The sequence below is a fragment of the Pantoea sp. ACRSB genome, assembly GCF_022346905.1.
GTDB lineage: Bacteria > Pseudomonadota > Gammaproteobacteria > Enterobacterales > Enterobacteriaceae > Pantoea > Pantoea piersonii.
Genome location: NZ_JAKRNL010000001.1, coordinates 303,843 through 321,997, shown reverse-complemented (window position 1 = coordinate 321,997; position 18,155 = coordinate 303,843). Strand labels below are relative to the sequence as shown.

The following is an 18,155-nucleotide window of genomic DNA, read 5'->3' as shown; positions in this document are numbered from 1 at the left end:
GGAGAATGCTATGACCAACGCGATCGATTCACTGAATAAACTTTTGTCGCCGGGCGAAGGAGAAGGGCGCGTCTGGCTGGTGGGCGCGGGGCCGGGCGACGTCGAGCTGCTGACGGTAAAAGCACTGAGGCTGCTGCATCAGGCGGAGGTGGTGGTCTATGACCGGCTGGTGAGCGAGGCGGTGATGGCGGAGGTGCCGGCCTCGGCGCTCTGTATCGACGTTGGCAAGCAGCCAGGCCGCCACGGGCTGAAGCAGGGCGAGATCAATCAGCTGCTGGTGGATCTGGCGCGCGGCGGCCGCGAGGTGGTGCGTCTGAAAGGCGGCGATCCCTTTATCTTCGGGCGCGGCGGCGAGGAGCTGGCTTTTCTGCAGCAGGCGCAGGTGCGCTGCGAGGTGGTGCCCGGCATTACCGCCGCCGTGGGCTGCGCTGCCGCCAGCAATATCCCGCTGACGCACCGCGACTGCGCCCAGTCGCTGCGCCTGATCACCGGCCACGGCAAACTCGGCGAGCCGCAGCTGGCGGATTGGGCGTTCAGCGACGCCCGCGAGACGCTGGTGTTTTATATGGGGCTGCGCTGGAGCGCCTCGATTGCCGCGCAGCTTCAGCGCCAGGGCCGCGCGGGGGATACGCCGGTGGCGATTATCGAGAACGGCACGCGAGCGGATCAGCGGGTGTTGATCACCTCGCTGGCCGGGCTGGCGCAGACGGTAGAGGAGCAGCGGCCGGTCTCTCCGTCGCTGCTGATTGTTGGGGAAGTAGTGCGCTACGCGTCAGCCGCGCAGCAGAGCGCCGCCGTCGCCCAGGCTTAAACCGCGCGGCGCTGCGCCTGCGGCAGCGAGGCGACCAGCACGTTAACGCCGAGCGCTTCAAAGGCGGCGATCTGCGCCGCGCTGATGCCGTCATCGGTGATCAGATAGTGGATATGGCTCCAGTCGCAGGGCAGCGCGAACATCGACACCTTGTCGATTTTGCTGGAGTCCGCCACTACATAAACCGTACTGGCGGAGTTGATCATCGCCATTTTCACTTTGATATCGGTCTCGCTGGGAAAGCTGAGGCCCAGGCGCGGCGAAATGCAGGCGGTGGCAAGGAACAGCTTTTGTGCCAGCACGTTTTCAAAAAAGCGCGCCGCCTTTTCGCCGGAGGTGGAGAGTGTCGGGAATTTAAAGGTGCCGCCGGTGAGCAGAATGTTGATGCCCGGTTCGCCGCCCAGCTTCAGGGCGATATTGACCGCCGTCGTCACCACCGACAGACGGCGAATATGGCCGATCGCCTCGGCGATAGCGGTGGTGGTGGTGCCTGAATCGAAAATCACCGTGTCGCCGTTTTCGATATGCTGCGCCGCCAGACGTCCAATCGCCTCTTTCTCTTCCAGATGGGTTTGCCGCTCCAGCAGCAGCGCGCCGGTATTTTGCTTGCCGGTCATCAGCGTCGCGCCGCCGTGATAGCGCTGCACAAAGCCCTGCTTTTGCAGCATTCTCAGGTCGGTGCGGATGGTCGCCTCCGTCAGGCCGAAGACTTCCGTCAACGCCTTAACCGTTACCGTACCGTCTTCACGGATCATCTCCAGAATCTTTTCACGACGCTGCTGCATATCGGCAAGCTGCTCAATTTTGCTTTTCAATCGAAATGCTCCCTCTTCTCAAACCCGGTCTTTCCGGGCGAGTAAACGCCTGTCGCTGAGTTTACCCCGCACTTTTAGCGAATGCGAGACGACCCATTGCGCTTTTTGTTTTCGAACGAAAATGATATAGCCGCATGTTACTGAATGCACTGGGTTCGCGTAGCGTCTTTATCCATGCCACACCTGCGCTGTATAGACGATATTACGCTAAAACAAGGGGATAAAAATAATTGCTGCGAGGTGTATAAAATTTGATCTCACCCACATACCATTGCGTTTCGATAGCTTATATTTTTGTTCGAAAATCAAATATCCCGTAAGCCCGGAAAAAATCCGTTTTTAACTGGACCGGTCGCCAGCAAGAGACAAGAGAGGAACAGATGAGCAGCGAATATGACGTAAACCTGCGCTACGGCGTTGACAGCAACCTGGATCTTGGCGGCAAAGTGGCGGTGGTGACCGGCGGGTTAGGAGGTATCGCCATGGCGAGCAACGAGATGCTGCTGGCGAAAGGCGCGCGCCTGGCGCTGCTCTATCCCCCTTTCGAAGCGGAAAAGGTAGCCAGCCTGCGCGACACTTTTGACGCCGATAAGGTGCTGTTCGTTACCTGCGACGTAACCGACCCGTCCTCGGTGGAGCAGGCGTTTGACGAGGTGGCGCGCCACTACGGCCAGATCAACATTCTGATCAACTGCGCCGGCTACGTAATGTTACAGCCGGTGCTGGAGACCGATTTCGCCGAATGGCAGAAGCAGATCGCCGTCAATCTGACCGGGCCTTTTCTCTGCGCCCAGGCGGCGGGCAAACGCATGGTCGCGGCGGGCAACGGCGGCAAAATCATTAATATCGCGTCGCAGGCGGCTTCGATCGCTATCGACAATCACGTCGCCTATACCTCCGCGAAAGCGGGCCTGCTCGGCATGACCAAAGTGATGGCGAAAGAGTTCGCGCCGCACCGCATCAACGTTAACACCCTCTCGCCCACCGTGGTGCTGACGCCGATGGGCGAAAAAGCCTGGCGCGGCGAAAAGGGCGAACAGATGAAAAAGCTGATCCCCTTAGGGCGCTTCGCCTACACCGACGAAATCGCCGCCGCTGTGCTGTTTTTCGCCAGCAACGGCAGCGACATGATTACCGGCGCCGATCTGATGATCGATGGCGGTTTCACCATCTGGTAATGCAACACCTCATCCCTGAAGCGTCACGACCCTACAACTAAAAGAGAGAACATCATTATGAAAATCCGCTCCCTGTTGTGCACCGCCATAGCCGCCAGCCTCTTCTCCAGCGCCGGTTTCGCGGCGGAGAAAGGCACCATTATGATCCTCGTTAACTCGCTGGATAATCCCTACTACGCCTCGGAAGCCAAAGGCGCCAACCTGAAGGCGCAGGCGCTGGGCTACAAAACCTCGGTGCTCTCCCACGGCGAGGATGTGAAGAAGCAGAGCGAGCTGATTGACGCCGCCATCGGTAAAAAAGTGCAGGGCATTATTCTGGACAACGCCGACTCTACCGCCAGCGTCGCCGCGATTAAAAAAGCCAAAGACGCCGGTATTCCGGTGGTGCTGATCAACCGCGAAATCCCGGTGGATGACGTGGCGCTGGAGCAGATCACCCATAACAACTTCCAGGCCGGTTCCGACGTCGCCACCGTGTTTGTCGAGAAGATGGGCGAGAAGGGCAAATACGCCGAACTGACCTGCAACCTGGCGGATAACAACTGCGTGACGCGATCTAAATCCTTCCATCAGGTGCTCGACCAGTATCCCGATATGCAGAGCGTGGCGCGGCAGGATGCGAAAGGCACCCTAATCGACGGCAAGCGCATTATGGACAGCATCCTGCAGGCGCATCCGGATGTAAAAGGGGTGATCTGCGGCAACGGTCCGGTGGCGCTGGGCGCGATTGCCGCCCTGAAGGCGGCGGGACGCGACGACGTCACCGTGGTCGGCATCGACGGCAGCAACGACGAGCGCGACGCGGTGAAGGCCGGCACGCTGAAGGCCACGGTTATGCTGCAGGCGCAGGCTATCGCCGCGCAGGGCGTCACCGACCTGGATAACTTCATTCAGAAAGGCACTAAACCGGCGAAGCAGCGCGTAATGTTCCGCGGCATTTTGATTACGCCGGATAACGCCAGCGGCGTGCAGGACTTCAACTTTAAGTCGTAATTAATCGCAGCGGCGCCCATGCCCGGTGGGCGCCAGGAGAAACAAATGGACAGACGACTCTGGCTTCTGCTTCCCATGATTGTGCTCAGCGGTTGCCGCATTGTGTCGCAGCAGGAGCTGGCGGATCTGAAAAATCCGCCTAATCCAAAAATGGCGAATATCGCCCGGACGTGGCGCGAGCAGCTGGTGCCGCAGGTGCAGCACGACGCAAAACCGGCGGACGAGCTGCTGAAGGCGCTGCAGTCGGCGAAAGATTTCGATACCGCCTGCAGCACCCTCGGCTACCGCAGCCAGGCGGAAAATCCCTGCGTCTTTAGCGTCAGCCTCAGCGGCGAAGTGACGGCGGTCAATACCACGTCGCGCAATGGCCGCATGACGGTGAAAGATCGCTCCGGCGAAAACGTAACGGTGCAGACCGGCCCGATTATCCCCGGCACCGCGCTGCGCGACGCCTTTAAAGGGGCGAGCTATCAGGATTTCAACGATCAGGTGCTGTTCGGCGACTACGGCCGCGCCATCAATCAGCAGGCCTCCAGCATGATGACCGCCTTCAAACCGAAAGTGGGCGACAAGGTTCAGCTGACGGGCGTGTTCAGCAGCTGGGACGTGCCGCAGCAGATCCCCAACGTGACGCCTGTCGCCATCGCGCGGCAGTAAGGAGCGGCTATGCAGTATTCCCAGACGGACACGGCCAGCGAGGTGATTATCGAGACGCGCGGCCTGTCGCGCATCTATCCCGGCGTCACCGCGCTCGATCAGGTCAACTACCGCGTCTACCGCAACAAGGTCAACGTGCTGATCGGCGAAAACGGCGCGGGCAAGTCCACCATGATGAAGATGCTGGCTGGCGTGGAGACGCCCTCCAGCGGCGAAATCCTGCTCGACGGTCAGCCGGTGTCGCTCTCCTCAACGCATCAGGCGGAAAAACAGGGCATCAGCATTATTTTTCAGGAGCTGAACCTGTTTCCCAACATGAACGTGATGGACAACATTTTTATCGCCAATGAGTTCTTTCAGCGCGGAGTGATCAATGAGAAGTACCAGTACGCGCTGGCGAAATCGCTGCTTGAACGGCTGGAGCTGGATGTCGATCCTCGCGCGCCGCTGGGCGAGCTTGGCATCGGCCACCAGCAGCTGGTGGAGATCGCGCGGGCGCTCTCCAAAGACACACGCGTGCTGATTATGGACGAGCCGACCAGCGCGCTCAGCCAGTCGGAAGTTAAGGTGCTGTTCAACGTTATCGACCAGCTGAAGCGGCGCGGCGTCACCATTATCTATATCTCGCACCGGCTGGAGGAGCTGATGGAGATCGGCGACCACATCACCATTTTCCGCGACGGCCGCTTTATCAGCGAGCGCGAAGTGCGTGACGCCAGCGTGCCCTGGATTATTGAGCAGATGGTCGGCGACAAGAAAAAGCACTTCGACTATCAGGCGGCGCCGCAGGGCGAAACGGTGCTGGAGGTGGAGGGCCTGACCGCACTGCATCAGAACGGCGGCTATCGGCTGAACGACGTCAGCTTCTCGCTGCGCAAAGGCGAGGTCATCGGCATTTACGGCCTGCTGGGGGCGGGGCGCACCGAGCTGTTTAAGGGGCTGATCGGTTTGATGCACTGCCAGGCGGGCAAGGTACGGCTGGCGGGCAGCGCGCTGGAGCGATGCAGCTTTCAGCAGCGGCTGAAGCGCGGCATCACGCTGGTGCCGGAGGATCGTCAGGGCGAGGGCGTGGTGCAGCTGATGTCGATCACCGCCAACATGACGCTGACCGATCTCAGCCTGCGCGGTTTTCGCCGCGCGCTGCGCCTGCTGCATCCCGCGAAAGAGAAGCGGCGCGTGGACGAGATGATCCAGCACCTGGCGATTAAAGTCAGCGATCCCGAGCTGCCCATTACCTCCCTGAGCGGCGGCAACCAGCAGAAGGTGGTGCTGGGCAAGGCGCTGATGACCGGGCCGCAGGTGGTGCTGCTGGATGAGCCGACGCGCGGCATCGATGTCGGCGCGAAAACCGACGTCTATCACCTGATCGGCACGCTGGCGCAGCAGGGACTGGCGGTGATGTTCTCCTCTTCCGAACTGGATGAGGTGATGGCGCTGGCGGACCGCGTGCTGGTCATGGCCGATGGACGTATCACCGCCGACTTAACCCGCGCCGAAGCGACGCGCGAGAAACTGATTACGGCCTCGACGCCGCATGACTAGCCGCGGGTTTCCGCGTTGACGGGCGGCTGTGACCGCCTGCAGGAGAGATGATGAACCAAAAATACCTGCTCTATATGTACCTGCTGAAAGCGCGCACCTTTATCGCGCTGCTGATTGTCATCGGCTTTTTCAGCGTGATGGTGCCGAACTTTCTTACGCCGTCAAACCTGCTGATTATGACGCAGCATGTCGCCATTACCGGGCTGCTGGCGATCGGCATGACGCTGGTGATCCTTACCGGCGGCATCGATCTTTCGGTCGGCGCGGTGGCGGGCATCTGCGGCATGGTAGCGGGCGCGCTGCTCACCAGCGGCGTGCCGCTGTGGCATGGCAATACCCTGTTTCTTAACGTGCCGGAGGTGATCCTCACGGTGGCGCTGTTTGGCGTGATTATCGGGCTGGTGAACGGCGCGGTCATTACCCGGCTCGGCGTCGCGCCCTTTATCTGCACCCTCGGCATGATGTACGTGGCGCGCGGCGCGGCGCTGCTCTTTAACGACGGCAGCACCTACGCCAATCTGGTCGGCATGCCGGCGCTGGGCAACACCGGCTTCGCCTTTCTCGGCTCCGGCACGCTGCTCGGCGTCTATCTGCCGATCTGGCTGATGGTGGCCTTTCTGCTGCTCGGACTCTATCTGACGCGCAAAACGCCGCTGGGCCGTTATATCTACGCCACCGGCGGCAATGAGTCGGCCGCGCGGCTGGCTGGCGTGCCGATCGTAAAGGTAAAGATTTTCGTCTATGCCTTCTCCGGCCTCTGCGCCGGGCTGGTGGGGCTGGTGGTGGCGTCGCAGTTGCAAACCGCGCACCCGATGACCGGCAACATGTTTGAGATGGACGCTATCGGCGCCACGGTGCTGGGCGGTACGGCGCTGGCGGGCGGCCGCGGGCGCGTCTCCGGCTCGATTATCGGCGCGTTCGTTATCGTCTTCCTTGCCGACGGCATGGTGATGATGGGCGTCAGCGACTTCTGGCAGATGGTGATCAAGGGGCTGGTGATTGTCACCGCCGTGGTGATCGACCAGTTCCAGCAACGGTTGCAAAGCAAAGTGGTGCTGCTGCGTCGCCATGAAAAAAAGCAGCAGTCGACATCGGTATCTGAAGTCAGTCATGGATAAGCGGAGGGCAATATGACGCGTAATTTTCAAGGACAAACCGTAGTGATAACCGGCGCCTGTCGCGGCATCGGCGCGGGCATCGCTGAGCGCTTTGCGCGCGACGGCGCGAACCTGGTGATGGTGTCTAACGCCGAGCGGGTATTCGCCACCGCCGAGGCGCTGAAGGGGCAGTACGGCAGCGAGATCCTCGCGCTGCAGGCGGATGTCACCGATGAAGCGGCGGTGCGGCAGCTTTACCAGCAGGCGTTTGAGCGCTTTGGCCGGATCGACGTTTCGATTCAGAACGCAGGTGTGATTACCATCGATCGCTTCGATGCCATGCCGAAAGCGGATTTCGAGAAGGTGCTGGCGGTAAATACCACCGGCGTCTGGCTCTGCTGTCGCGAAGCGGCGAAGTATATGGTGCAGCAGAACGGCGGCAGCCTGATCAATACCTCGTCGGGCCAGGGGCGACAGGGATTTATCTACACGCCGCACTATGCGGCGAGCAAGATGGGCGTTATCGGCATTACCCAGAGCCTGGCGCTGGAGCTGGCGCCCTGGCATATCACCGTGAACGCCTTCTGTCCCGGCATTATCGAAAGCGAGATGTGGGATTATAACGATCGCGTCTGGGGCGAAATCCTCAGCACCGGGCAGAAAAAATATGGCAAGGGCGAGCTGATGGCGGAGTGGGTACAAAACATTCCGCTGAAGCGCGCTGGCCAGCCCGAGGATGTCGCCGGGCTGGTGGCGTTCCTCGCCTCTGAGGATGCGCGCTATATTACCGGCCAGACCATCAACGTCGATGGCGGACTGATTTTCTCCTGATTCGCTCTCCCCGCTGGATAAGCCGCGTGTTTATCCAGCCTGTTCCCTTCTTTTTCCGCTGTTTTCCCGCTTTTCCTGCAAATAAATTCTGCTGTGTTAAAATAAATTTCATGCATTTTGTGAGACAGGTCTCGTTAATTAGCCGAAAAACGCCTTACTACGCCATGTTTTTTCACCCCAATAGCCGTCTGTTTTTTCCTTTCTGTCTGGTCGCTGCGGCGGTTCTTTCCAGCGTGCCTGCTGCTCAGGCGTTCACCGACAGCGCCTCCGTTGCGGATGCGCCATTCGACGATCCAACGCGCTTTAACCAGCAGCTGGCGGCGCTGCCGTCATTGGGCAACCCTCAGAGCGACGACGAGTGGAACAAGCGCCTCGCCGCTATCGCCAAAAGTATCGGCGAGGAGAGCCAGAACGGCGACAACAGCACCAGCTTCGGCCAGCAGGCGGGGGTATGGGCCTTTAATCACTTTCGCGACGAGGTAGCGAACCGCGTCGAGAGCGAAGGGCAGTCGCTGCTGTCGCCCTATGGCAATGCGCAGCTCGATCTGATGGTGGATATGCAGGGCAGCTTTACCGGCACCGGCGGCGATCTCTTTACCGCGCTGGCGGACGAGCGCAGCCATCTTACCTTTAGCCAGGTGGGGGTGCGCGACACCAGCGACGGGCTGGTGGGCAATGTCGGGCTGGGCCAGCGCTGGGTTACCCCAAACTGGCTGCTGGGCTATAACGCATTTCTCGACCGCAGCTTTGAGATTGGCCAGCAGCGCGCCTCGCTCGGTACCGAAGCCTGGAATGAAAATCTGCGCTTCTCCGCAAACTACTATCACCCGCTGGGCAGCTGGAAAAACAGCGGCGAAACGCAGCAGCAGCGCATGGCGCGCGGCTACGACATCACCACTCAGAGCTATCTGCCGTTCTATCGTCAGCTGGGCGTTTCGCTGAGCTGGGAGCAGTACCTGGGCGACAACGTCGATCTGTTCCACAGCGGCAACCGCTATCACAATCCTTCCGCGCTGTCGCTCGGCGTCTCCTATACGCCGGTGCCGCTGGTGACCTTCTCCGCCAGCCATAAGACCAGCAGCGCGGGCGAGACGCAGGATCAGCTGGGCCTGAAGCTCAACTATCGCTTCGGCGTGGCGCTGAGCAAACAGCTTGAGGCGAGCAACGTCGCCGAGGCGCGTTCGCTGCGCGGCAGCCGCTACGATCGCGTCACGCGCTCAGATACGCCGGTGCTCGATTTCCGCCAGCGTAAAACGTTGTCAGTATTTCTCGCCACGCCGCCCTGGCAGCTGACGCCGGGCGAAAGCCTGCCGCTTAAGTTGCAGATCCGCCACAGTAATCCCATTAAGGCGGTGAGCTGGCAGGGCGATACCCAGGCGTTGAGCCTGACGCCGCCGGCAGATAACAGCCAGCCGCAGGGCTGGAGCCTGATCGTGCCCGCATGGGACGATTCACCAGGCGCTAGCAATGAATATCACCTGTCGGTGACGCTGGAGGATGATAAACAGCAGCGCGTTACCTCGAACTGGATTACCCTGAAGGTGCAGCCGCCGATGCGTCTGGATGCGGGGCAGGCGTCCGATCGCTTCGATATCATGGCGCCCTGAGCCTGTTCTGAGAAAAGCTCAACTCAGCGAAGGCGCCGGGTCTTTTCGCCTTACTCTTTTCTCAGGCTGGTAATGAAATGAAACGCATCTCCCTTTGTCTGTTTAGCTGTTTTTTATGCGGCTGCGTCGATGTGGGCCAGGTCTCGCTCCATCCGCAAACCACGACCGGCTACTTTTCCGCCCAGCGTGGTGAGGTTGAATCCTGTCTGGAGAGTGAAGCCCTGCGCCAGCAGCACCAGCTGCAAAGAGATGACCCCTTGCCGGGCGGAGCAGACCGCTTCAATCTTCTGAATCCGCAGTCAGAGGTGGTCGCCTGGATAGAGGTGGCGCCGTTCAGCAACAGAGAAACCAGCGCCCAGTTCTATTACGCGCCCGATAAACCTGAAACCAAAAGCGTCGTCGCAGCGCTTATTTCCCGCTGCGGCAGTAGCAGGGAATAACCTGCCAGCACCGGAAAAGCGCCGCGCTGGCAGGGGAGGATAAATTGTGACAATTGTCACAATTTATCGCTGGTAAGGCGGGCGGGAAAGTCGCAGAATCGCCGCAAAATCCCTTTTCACCTGCACATCATGATCGTTCGTCCCCATCGCCATTGGTTCGTTCGTTTGTTCGCCTGGCACGGCTCAGTGCTGCCCGATATTTCGTTTCGCTTGTTTCTCAATTTGCTGATGTCGCTGCTCGCGCTCTGGCTGCTCAACTGGTACGAGACGCTCGGCATCCGGCTGACGCTGGCGCCGTTTAGCCTGCTTGGTGTTTCAATTGCCGTGTTTCTCGGCTTTCGCAACAGCGTCTGCTTTGCGCGCTTCAGCGAGGCGCGCCATTTTTTCGGCGCGCTGCTGATCGCCTGCCGCACGCTACAGCGTCAGGTGCTGGCGCTCTTTCCTGACGAGGCGCCGCGTATCCAGGCGCTGCTGCTGGCGTTCTGCTACAGCCTGAAGCACCAGCTGCGCCGCAGCGATCCGCGCCCCGATCTGGAGCGTCTGCTGGGCGAGGATGCCGAATGGGTGCTGTCGCGCCGCTCGCCGACCAATATGCTGCACCTTCAGCTGTCACACTGGCTGGCGGATCAGCGTCGTCAGGGCAAAATCAGCGACCTGGTATGGAGCAATATTGACGAAAGCCTGAATCAGCTGGCGGCGGTGCTCGGCGGCTGCGAGCGGCTGGCCAGTATGCCGGTGCCTTTCGCCTACGGCCTGCTGCTGCACCGTACCGTCTATCTCTTCTGCACGCTGCTGCCGTTTGCGCTGGCGCCCGATCTGCACGCGATGACGCCGCTGGTGTCGATGTTCATCTCCTATACCTTTTTGTCGCTGGATACGCTAGCGGAGGAGCTGGAGATGCCCTTTGGCTATCAGAACAACCATCTGCCGATGGACGCTATCTGCGCCAATATTGAAATAAGCCTGCGAGAGATGGCGGGCGAAGAGGAGACGCTGCCGACGCCGCTGCGGCCGGACGTCCGCTATCGCCTGACCTGAGGGCGGCATGCATTAGCCCCGGCAAAAAGTGCGCCTGTACAGCCTGCGTGCGCCCGGTTAACAGCAACCGGGCGCAGCGTGGGGAAGGTTATCAGAACTGGTAGATCAGGCCGACGGCGGTGATATCGTCGGTCTTCAGTCCCAGCGGGTTGTTGTCCTTCAGCAGGTTGATCTTGTACTCCACGTAGGCAGACATGTTTTTGTTGAAGTAGTAAGTCGTACCCACCGAGACATATTTGAAGATATCGGCGTCGCCGATGTTCTCAATCTCTTTGCCCTTCGAGGAGACGTAGCCTACCGACGGGCGCAGGCCGTTCAGGAACTGATACTGCGCGACGGCTTCGAAATTCTGCGCTTTGTTGGCAAAGCCGCCGCTGATCGGCGTGGCGTTCAGCGTCTCGCCATACATCGCCGCCAGATAGATCTGGTTCGCGTCATATTTTACCGCTGTCGCCCAGTTCTGCGCTTTGTCGCCATCGCCGCGCGCCGCTGCGTTCTGCGCTTCGGTGCGATCCAGGCTGGCGAATGCGCCGGTAAAGCTCAGGCCGAAATCGAAATCGTAGCTGGCGGAAAGGGCGTAGCCGTCGCCGTTGGAGCGGCGCACGCCGTCGGTATTGGCGGCGCGATCGTTTTTGCCTTCATACTGCGCGGCCAGGCTGAGGCCTTTAACCAGACCAAAGAAATCTTTGTTGCGCCAGGTCAGCACGCCGGTTGAGCGGCCCGCCAGGAAAGCGTCGGTGTAGCCTGAATCCCCGCCAAAGAAGGGCAGCATATCGGTATAGGCCAGCGCGTCGTAGACCAGCCCGTAGTTACGGCCGTAGTCCAGCGAGCCGGCATTGCCGAATTTCAGACCGGCATAGCCAAGACGGGTTCGGTTACCGTTCTGCGCGTCGCTGCCTTCCGAGTTGCGCAAGCTGTACTGATACTGCCAGAAGCCATAGCCGGTCAGCCGATCGGTAATTTTAGTTTCGCCTTTGAACCCGAGTCGGGTGTAGGAGGAGGTATCGCCATCGTTAGCACTGTCACTGGAAAAGAGGTGCGAGACGTTTATTTTTCCCACCAGGTCGAGCTTGTTGCCATCTTTATTATAAATTTCCGCTGCCTGACCGGCAGATATTCCAAGCAGAGACGACACGATCGCCGCCGCTAAAGCACGCTTCATCATTTATTTTTACCCTGTCACTGTTTGTTATTATTCCCCGCCATCTGGGGTGAAAGAAAAATGACACAAAAGGATAAAGTGACATAGTGCAATAAGTGTAAATAAATATTTCATTAATTTTTACTGCATCTGTGTTGCCTGGTTATTAACCTTTTCTGTATGACGTAAATTTATATCTGCCAGTGAGATAAAGGTTTTTAATTAATAACCACATGATTTTATTATCTTTTTAAAAGACTACGGTGGTTTTTTTGAAAGGGTTTAGCTATTTTTATTTCGCCACCTATTTCCATATAGAAATTAAGCTTTACTGAAAAAAGCATGGGGTTTTATTGATATTAAACCTCTAACCATTAGCTTGCTTACAAATAGTCTGGTCATCATATTATCTTATTTCTACAATGATAATAACGTCAGAAATAATAATGGCCATGCTCATCATTTATTTCCTCTTCCCTGAAAGATAAATAGCCCGCTTTCCCACCAGAGGGTTTTATTTGTTCAGAGGTTCTGTTGTTATCCTGCTTCTCCGAAGACGTAACGGCCGCTTTTCATTCTGATTTTTTGCCCGCCAGCGAGGCAATATGCGCCTCGCTGGTGCAATTTTTGCCCGAATTTGAACATAAAAGTCAGGGGCGATCACAAAAGCAATATTTACTCTGGCAACTGCATAAATCTGCTGCGGATTCTGCGGCGCAGGCGCGCTTCGTTCAAAATTATTCACTATTTATTCACTTAAAATGAATAATGACTGATTGTAAGTTATTGATATTTCGTTGTGATAACTGTTTTATGCATTTTTTTCTCTGGCTGGCACGCATGCTGCACTCTAGAGTAGGCTGCGTTTACCCAACTTTCACAAATTTAAAACATTCGCTTTACTCACCGGCGCGCCGGGAGGGGAAGCAGGAGAAACAGTTATGTCACTGCAGGTTTCGCGTCACGATTTCGATCAATGGATGGTGCCGGTCTATGCGCCCGCGAGCTTTGTACCGGTACGCGCATCGGGTTCGACACTCTGGGATCAGAACGGCAAAGAGTATATCGACTTTGCCGGCGGCATTGCGGTTAACGCGCTGGGTCATGCGCATCCGGCGCTGCAGCAGGCGCTGACTGAGCAGGCGTCGCGCCTGTGGCATACCGGCAATGGCTTTACCAATGAGCCGATTTTGCGCCTGGCGAAGCAGCTGATCGACGCTACCTTCGCTGACCGCGTTTTCTTCTGTAACTCCGGCGCCGAAGCCAACGAGGCTGCGCTGAAGCTGGCGCGTAAAACGGCGCACGATCGTTTCGGCGCGCATAAAAGCGGCATCGTTGCCTTTAATAACGCTTTTCACGGCCGCACGCTGTTTACCGTTTCCGCCGGCGGCCAGCCCGCCTATTCAAAAGATTTCGCGCCGCTGCCGCCCGATATTCGCCATACGCCGTTTAACGATCTGGAGGCGGCTGCGCAACAGATTGACGACAATACCTGTGCAGTGATTGTAGAACCGATTCAGGGCGAAGGCGGCGTGCTGCCCGCCGATCCCGCCTTTTTACGCGGCCTGCGCGAGCTGTGCGATAAACATCAGGCGCTGCTGATTTTTGATGAGGTGCAGAGCGGCGTAGGCCGCACCGGTTCGCTCTACGCCTATATGCACTACGGCGTGACGCCGGACGTCCTCACCACCGCCAAGGCGCTGGGCGGCGGTTTTCCTGTCGGCGCGATGCTGACGCGCGAAGACCTGGCGCAGGTGATGAGCGTCGGCACCCACGGCACCACCTATGGCGGTAATCCGCTGGCAGGCGCGGTGGCGGGCAAGGCGCTGGAGCTGATCAACCAGCCCGAAACGCTGGCGGGCGTGAAGGAGCGCCACCAGTGGATCGTTGACGCGCTGGAGGAGATCAACCAGCGGCTGCATCTGTTTAAAGAGGTGCGTGGCCTGGGGCTGCTGATCGGCGCAGTGCTGAATGAAGATTATGCCGGTAAAGCGAAACAGTTCAATCTGGCGGCCGCCGAGCAGGGCGTGATGGTGCTGATCGCCAGTGCTAACGTGGTGCGCTTCGCGCCCGCGCTGAATATCAGTGAACAGGAAGTGAAAACCGGCATGGCGCGCTTTGCGGTCGCCTGTGAACACCTGGCGCGAGGATCGACATCATGATGGTGATTCGCCCTGTTGAACATGACGATCTGGCGCAGCTGCTGACGCTGGCGGCTAAAACCGGCGGCGGGCTGACGTCGCTGCCGGTCGACAGCCCGACCTTACAGGCGCGTATTGAACGCTCGCTGCAAACCTGGCAGGGCGCGCTGCCGCGCGCCGAGCAGGGCTACGTCTTTGTACTGGCGGACAGCGAAGACAACCGCGCCGTGGGCATTTGCGCCATTGAGGTGGCGGTCGGACTTCAGGAACCCTGGTATAACTTTCGCGTCGGCACCCAGGTACATGCCTCAAAAGAGCTTAACGTCTATGCGGCACTGCCGACGCTGTCGCTGAGTAATGACCATACCGGCAGCAGCGAACTCTGCACCCTGTTTCTTGACCCCGACTACCGCGACGGCAAAAACGGCTATCTGCTGTCGAAATCGCGCTTTCTGTTTATGGCCAACTTTCGCCATCTGTTCATGGATCGCGTGGTGGCGGAGATGCGCGGCGTCAGCGATGAAGCGGGGCATTCGCCCTTCTGGGAGAGCGTCGGCAGTCGCTTCTTCTCTATGGAGTTTCGCAAGGCTGACTTCCTCAGCGGCACCGGACAAAAGGCGTTTATCGCCGAGCTGATGCCGAAGCATCCGCTCTATATCGACTACCTGTCGCCAGAAGCGAAAGCGGTTATCGGCCAGGTGCATGAGAAGACCGCGCCTGCGCGCGCGGTGCTTGAGGCGGAGGGGTTCCGCTACCGCAACTATATCGACATTTTCGACGGCGGCCCGACGCTGGAGTGCGAGATCGACGATATTCGCGCTATCCGTAAAAGTCATGTGCGCAGCGCCGTACTCGGCGAGCCGGACGACCATGCGCCGCTTTGCCTGGTGGCGAATCTGGACTATCACCATTTTCGCGTCGCGCTGCTGCCTGCGCGTATTGAGCAACACGACGTGGTACTTAATGAGAATCAGCTCAGGGCATTGCACGTTCAGCCAGGCGACAGCCTGCGCGTGGTGACGCTGAGCGGCGAGGAGAAAAAAGCATGACGCAAATGATTAACGGCGAATGGCTGCCGGGCCGTGGCGACACCTTAAGTAAAATCGATCCGGTCTTCGGCGAGACCCTGTGGCAGGGCGAGGCCGCTACCGCAGAGCAGATCGCGCAGGCCGCCGCCGCCGCCCGCGAAGCTTTTCCCGGCTGGGCACGTCGGCCTTTTGCCGAGCGTCAGGCGATAGCTGAACGTTTCGCCGCACTGCTGGAGAGCCACAAAACCGAACTGGCGGAAACCATCGCCGCCGAAACCGGCAAGCCGCGCTGGGAGGCGCTGACCGAAGTGCAGGCGATGATCAACAAAGTCGCTATCTCGGTAAAGGCATTCCACACGCGCACCGGCGAACAGCACGAGGGCGAAAGCTCGCTGCGCCATCGTCCCCACGGCGTGCTGGCGGTCTTCGGCCCTTATAACTTCCCCGGCCATCTGCCCAACGGCCATATTGTGCCAGCGCTGCTGGCGGGCAACTGCGTGCTGTTTAAGCCGAGCGAGCTGACGCCGCTGACGGCGGAGAAGACCGTACGGCTCTGGCTGGAGGCGGGGCTGCCGCGCGGTGTGCTGGCGCTGCTGCAGGGCGCGCGCGAAACCGGCCAGGCGCTGGCGGCTGAAGCGCAGATTGACGGCGTGCTCTTTACCGGCAGCGCGGGAACCGGCTATCAGCTGCATCGCCAGTTCGCCGGTCAGCCGGAAAAAATGCTGGCGCTGGAGATGGGCGGCAACAACGCGCTGATCGTCGAAGATCCGGCTGATATCGACGCAGCGGTGCATATCGCTGTTCAGTCCGCCTTTATTACCGCCGGGCAGCGCTGCACCTGCGCGCGTCGCCTGCTGGTGAAGCGCGGCGCGGCGGGCGACGCTTTCTTACAGCGTCTGGTCGAGGTGAGCGCGCGGCTGCAGCCCGGCGCGTGGAACGCCGACCCGCAGCCCTTTATGGGAAGCGCTATCTCCGTCGGCGCGGCGGAAAAAATCTATCAGGCCTGGCAGCAGCGCGTCGCGCTTGGCGGCAAGCCGCTGCTGAAGATGCGCTGGCCGCAGCGCGGCAATGCGCTGCTGACGCCCGGCATTATCGATGTCACCCAGGTCAGCGGCCTGCCGGATGAAGAGGTCTTCGGGCCGCTGCTTAACGTTATCCGCTATGACAGCTTCGATGAGGCGATCCGCCTCGCCAACGACACGCGCTACGGTCTTTCATGTGGCCTTATTTCGCCGTCGCGCGCGCAGTTCGATCAGCTGCTGCTGGAGGCGCGCGCCGGGATTGTGAACTGGAACAAGCCTCTGACCGGCGCCGCGAGCAGCGCGCCGTTTGGCGGTATCGGCGCGTCCGGCAATCATCGCGCCAGCGCCTGGTACGCGGCGGATTACTGCGCCTGGCCGATGGCGTCGCTGGAGACGCCTGATCTGACGCTGCCTGCCGCGCTCTCGCCGGGACTCGATTTCTCTGCGGGCGAGGGTCAATGATGAAAGCGATTGAAGCGAACTTCGACGGGCTGGTCGGCCTGACGCACCACTATGCCGGATTATCGTTCGGCAATGAGGCCTCGACGCGTAACCAGCATCAGCCGTCAAATCCGCGCCTGGCGGCGAAGCAGGGGCTGCTGAAGATGAAAGCGCTGGCGGACCGCGGCTTTGTACAGGGCGTGATCCCGCCGCACGAGCGGCCAAACCTGCCGCTGCTGCGCCAGCTCGGCTACAGCGGCAGCGACGAGCAGGTGCTGGCGCAGGCGGCGAAAGCTTCCCCTGGCCTGCTGTCGGCGGTCAGCTCCGCCTCGGCGATGTGGGTTGCCAACGCGGCGACGGTTTCGCCCTCGGCCGACAGCGCCGACGGACGCGTGCACTTCACCGCGGCAAACCTGAATAATAAATTCCATCGCGCGATGGAAGCGCCGCAAACCGCCCGGCTGCTGCGCGCTATCTTCCGCGATCCGCAGCATTTCGCCGTCCACGACGCGCTGCCGCAGGTGGCGCTGTTCGGCGACGAAGGGGCAGCGAACCATAACCGCCTCGGCGCGGCGTATGGTGAACGCAGCCTGCAGCTGTTTGTCTATGGACGCGACGATAATGGCGGCAGCGCGCCGGGGCGCTATCCTGCGCGTCAGACGCTGCAGGCGAGCCAGGCGGTGGCCAGGCTGCATCAGCTTGATGACAGCCAGGTGCTGTTTGCCCAGCAAAATCCGCAGGTGATCGATCAGGGCGTGTTTCATAACGACGTTATCGCGGTGAGCAATCGCGAGGTTCTGTTCTGCCATCAGCAGGCGTTTGTCGACCAGCCTGCGCTGCTGGCGACGCTGGCGCGCCGCGTGCCCGGCTTTACCGCAATCGAAGTGCCCGACAGTCGCGTGTCCGTGGCGGACGCGGTCAGTACCTATCTGTTCAACAGCCAGCTGCTGAGCCGCGATGACGGCAGCATGCTGCTGGTGCTGCCGGAAGAGTCGCGCCAGCATCCCGGCGTCTGGCGCTATCTTACCGAACTGGTGGAGCAGGGCGGCCCGGTGCGCGAGCTGGTCAGTTTCGATCTGCGTGAAAGCATGCAAAACGGCGGCGGTCCGGCCTGTCTGCGGCTGCGCGTGGTGCTGACGCCGCAGGAGCAGCAGGCGCTGAATCCGGCGGTAATAATGAACGACAGCCTGTTCGCCACGCTTAATCGCTGGGTGGATCGCCACTATCGCGATCGCCTGACGCAGGCGGATCTGGCTGACCCGCAGCTGTTAAGAGAGGGGCGCGAAGCGCTGGACGAACTGACGCGCCTGCTGGACTTGGGCAGCGTTTATGCGTTCCAGCAGTAGCGGGAACGGCTCTTTTTCTCGCAGACA

Annotated in this window: 16 protein-coding genes; 14 read left to right on the top strand and 2 right to left on the bottom strand. The window is 59.8% G+C overall.

From position 1 onward, the window contains the following. The first annotated feature begins 10 nt into the window (after nt 1-10). Entirely contained in the window at nt 11-811 is an 801-nt protein-coding gene (gene cobA / locus MHZ89_RS01575; RefSeq protein ID WP_311781581.1) for a uroporphyrinogen-III C-methyltransferase, read from the top strand. Here cobA and MHZ89_RS01570 read toward each other — a convergent pair. Next, a complete protein-coding gene (locus MHZ89_RS01570) occupies nt 808-1,626 on the bottom strand; it encodes a DeoR/GlpR family DNA-binding transcription regulator (RefSeq protein ID WP_126688793.1) in 819 nt (272 codons plus the stop codon). The two genes, cobA and MHZ89_RS01570, sit on opposite strands and share 4 nt — an antisense overlap. A 380-nt stretch (nt 1,627-2,006) precedes the next feature. Here MHZ89_RS01570 and MHZ89_RS01565 point away from each other — a divergent pair, with 380 nt between their 5' ends. The 9 genes from MHZ89_RS01565 to MHZ89_RS01525 all read left to right on the top strand — a co-directional run bounded on the left by MHZ89_RS01565 (nt 2,007) and on the right by MHZ89_RS01525 (nt 11,009). Continuing rightward, a complete protein-coding gene (locus MHZ89_RS01565; protein WP_311781580.1) occupies nt 2,007-2,804 on the top strand; it encodes a GolD/DthD family dehydrogenase in 798 nt (265 codons plus the stop codon). A gap of 57 nt (nt 2,805-2,861) precedes the next feature. Next, nucleotides 2,862-3,797, top strand: coding sequence for a D-ribose ABC transporter substrate-binding protein (locus tag MHZ89_RS01560; protein ID WP_120452318.1), 936 nt, complete (start codon nt 2,862-2,864; stop codon nt 3,795-3,797). A 45-nt stretch (nt 3,798-3,842) separates the two neighbouring features. Continuing rightward, nucleotides 3,843-4,454 carry a DUF2291 domain-containing protein gene (locus tag MHZ89_RS01555; protein WP_311781579.1) on the top strand — a complete coding sequence of 204 codons (612 nt, stop codon included), beginning with the start codon at nt 3,843-3,845 and terminating at the stop codon, nt 4,452-4,454. 9 nt (nt 4,455-4,463) lie between these two features. Then, nucleotides 4,464-5,996 (top strand): sugar ABC transporter ATP-binding protein, encoded by a 1,533-nt coding sequence (locus tag MHZ89_RS01550; protein WP_311781578.1) that lies wholly within the window; start codon nt 4,464-4,466, stop codon nt 5,994-5,996. Nucleotides 5,997-6,046: 50 nt separating this feature from the next. Next, nucleotides 6,047-7,114, top strand: coding sequence for an ABC transporter permease (locus MHZ89_RS01545; RefSeq protein ID WP_311781577.1), 1,068 nt, complete (start codon nt 6,047-6,049; stop codon nt 7,112-7,114). Nucleotides 7,115-7,126: 12 nt separating this feature from the next. Then, nucleotides 7,127-7,924 (top strand): glucose 1-dehydrogenase, encoded by a 798-nt coding sequence (locus tag MHZ89_RS01540; RefSeq protein ID WP_311781576.1) that lies wholly within the window; start codon nt 7,127-7,129, stop codon nt 7,922-7,924. A 164-nt stretch (nt 7,925-8,088) separates the two neighbouring features. Next, nucleotides 8,089-9,531 carry a YchO/YchP family invasin gene (locus MHZ89_RS01535; RefSeq protein ID WP_311782238.1) on the top strand — a complete coding sequence of 481 codons (1,443 nt, stop codon included), beginning with the start codon at nt 8,089-8,091 and terminating at the stop codon, nt 9,529-9,531. A 77-nt stretch (nt 9,532-9,608) separates the two neighbouring features. Further along, entirely contained in the window at nt 9,609-9,971 is a 363-nt protein-coding gene (locus MHZ89_RS01530) for a hypothetical protein (RefSeq protein WP_311781575.1), read from the top strand. A 129-nt stretch (nt 9,972-10,100) separates the two neighbouring features. After that, entirely contained in the window at nt 10,101-11,009 is a 909-nt protein-coding gene (locus MHZ89_RS01525; RefSeq protein ID WP_311781574.1) for a bestrophin family ion channel, read from the top strand. 91 nt (nt 11,010-11,100) lie between these two features. On the opposite strand, the gene MHZ89_RS01520 is transcribed toward MHZ89_RS01525, so the two are convergent. Continuing rightward, nucleotides 11,101-12,174, bottom strand: coding sequence for a porin (locus MHZ89_RS01520; RefSeq protein ID WP_311781573.1), 1,074 nt, complete (start codon nt 12,172-12,174; stop codon nt 11,101-11,103). Nucleotides 12,175-13,091: 917 nt separating this feature from the next. Between MHZ89_RS01520 and MHZ89_RS01515 the strand changes: the two genes are divergently transcribed. From MHZ89_RS01515 to astB, 4 genes are read left to right on the top strand one after another with little or no spacing between them, the layout of a single operon-like run. Next, complete coding sequence (locus tag MHZ89_RS01515; protein WP_311781572.1) at nt 13,092-14,312, top strand: aspartate aminotransferase family protein; 1,221 nt, start codon at nt 13,092-13,094, stop codon at nt 14,310-14,312. Beyond that, entirely contained in the window at nt 14,309-15,340 is a 1,032-nt protein-coding gene (gene astA, locus MHZ89_RS01510) for an arginine N-succinyltransferase (protein ID WP_311781571.1), read from the top strand. The genes MHZ89_RS01515 and astA overlap by 4 nt, the downstream gene beginning before the upstream one ends. Further along, the gene (astD, locus tag MHZ89_RS01505; protein ID WP_311781570.1) at nt 15,337-16,803 is read left to right on the top strand and encodes a succinylglutamate-semialdehyde dehydrogenase; all 1,467 of its coding nucleotides are present in this window, start codon (nt 15,337-15,339) and stop codon (nt 16,801-16,803) included. The genes astA and astD overlap by 4 nt, the downstream gene beginning before the upstream one ends. Further along, a complete protein-coding gene (gene astB, locus MHZ89_RS01500; protein ID WP_311782237.1) occupies nt 16,803-18,128 on the top strand; it encodes an N-succinylarginine dihydrolase in 1,326 nt (441 codons plus the stop codon). The genes astD and astB overlap by 1 nt, the downstream gene beginning before the upstream one ends. Nucleotides 18,129-18,155 lie beyond the last annotated feature (27 nt).

What these genes read in the sequence shown, in the direction of transcription:
- cobA (WP_311781581.1), top strand. Translation starts at nt 11, where the DNA reads ATGACCAACGCGATCGATTCACTGAATAAACTTTTGTCGCCGGGCGAA.
- MHZ89_RS01565 (WP_311781580.1), top strand. Translation starts at nt 2,007, where the DNA reads ATGAGCAGCGAATATGACGTAAACCTGCGCTACGGCGTTGACAGCAAC.
- MHZ89_RS01560 (WP_120452318.1), top strand. Translation starts at nt 2,862, where the DNA reads ATGAAAATCCGCTCCCTGTTGTGCACCGCCATAGCCGCCAGCCTCTTC.
- MHZ89_RS01555 (WP_311781579.1), top strand. Translation starts at nt 3,843, where the DNA reads ATGGACAGACGACTCTGGCTTCTGCTTCCCATGATTGTGCTCAGCGGT.
- MHZ89_RS01550 (WP_311781578.1), top strand. Translation starts at nt 4,464, where the DNA reads ATGCAGTATTCCCAGACGGACACGGCCAGCGAGGTGATTATCGAGACG.
- MHZ89_RS01545 (WP_311781577.1), top strand. Translation starts at nt 6,047, where the DNA reads ATGAACCAAAAATACCTGCTCTATATGTACCTGCTGAAAGCGCGCACC.
- MHZ89_RS01540 (WP_311781576.1), top strand. Translation starts at nt 7,127, where the DNA reads ATGACGCGTAATTTTCAAGGACAAACCGTAGTGATAACCGGCGCCTGT.
- MHZ89_RS01535 (WP_311782238.1), top strand. Translation starts at nt 8,089, where the DNA reads ATGTTTTTTCACCCCAATAGCCGTCTGTTTTTTCCTTTCTGTCTGGTC.
- MHZ89_RS01530 (WP_311781575.1), top strand. Translation starts at nt 9,609, where the DNA reads ATGAAACGCATCTCCCTTTGTCTGTTTAGCTGTTTTTTATGCGGCTGC.
- MHZ89_RS01525 (WP_311781574.1), top strand. Translation starts at nt 10,101, where the DNA reads ATGATCGTTCGTCCCCATCGCCATTGGTTCGTTCGTTTGTTCGCCTGG.
- MHZ89_RS01520 (WP_311781573.1), bottom strand. Translation starts at nt 12,174, where the DNA reads ATGATGAAGCGTGCTTTAGCGGCGGCGATCGTGTCGTCTCTGCTTGGA.
- MHZ89_RS01515 (WP_311781572.1), top strand. Translation starts at nt 13,092, where the DNA reads ATGTCACTGCAGGTTTCGCGTCACGATTTCGATCAATGGATGGTGCCG.
- astA (WP_311781571.1), top strand. Translation starts at nt 14,309, where the DNA reads ATGATGGTGATTCGCCCTGTTGAACATGACGATCTGGCGCAGCTGCTG.
- astD (WP_311781570.1), top strand. Translation starts at nt 15,337, where the DNA reads ATGACGCAAATGATTAACGGCGAATGGCTGCCGGGCCGTGGCGACACC.
- astB (WP_311782237.1), top strand. Translation starts at nt 16,803, where the DNA reads ATGAAAGCGATTGAAGCGAACTTCGACGGGCTGGTCGGCCTGACGCAC.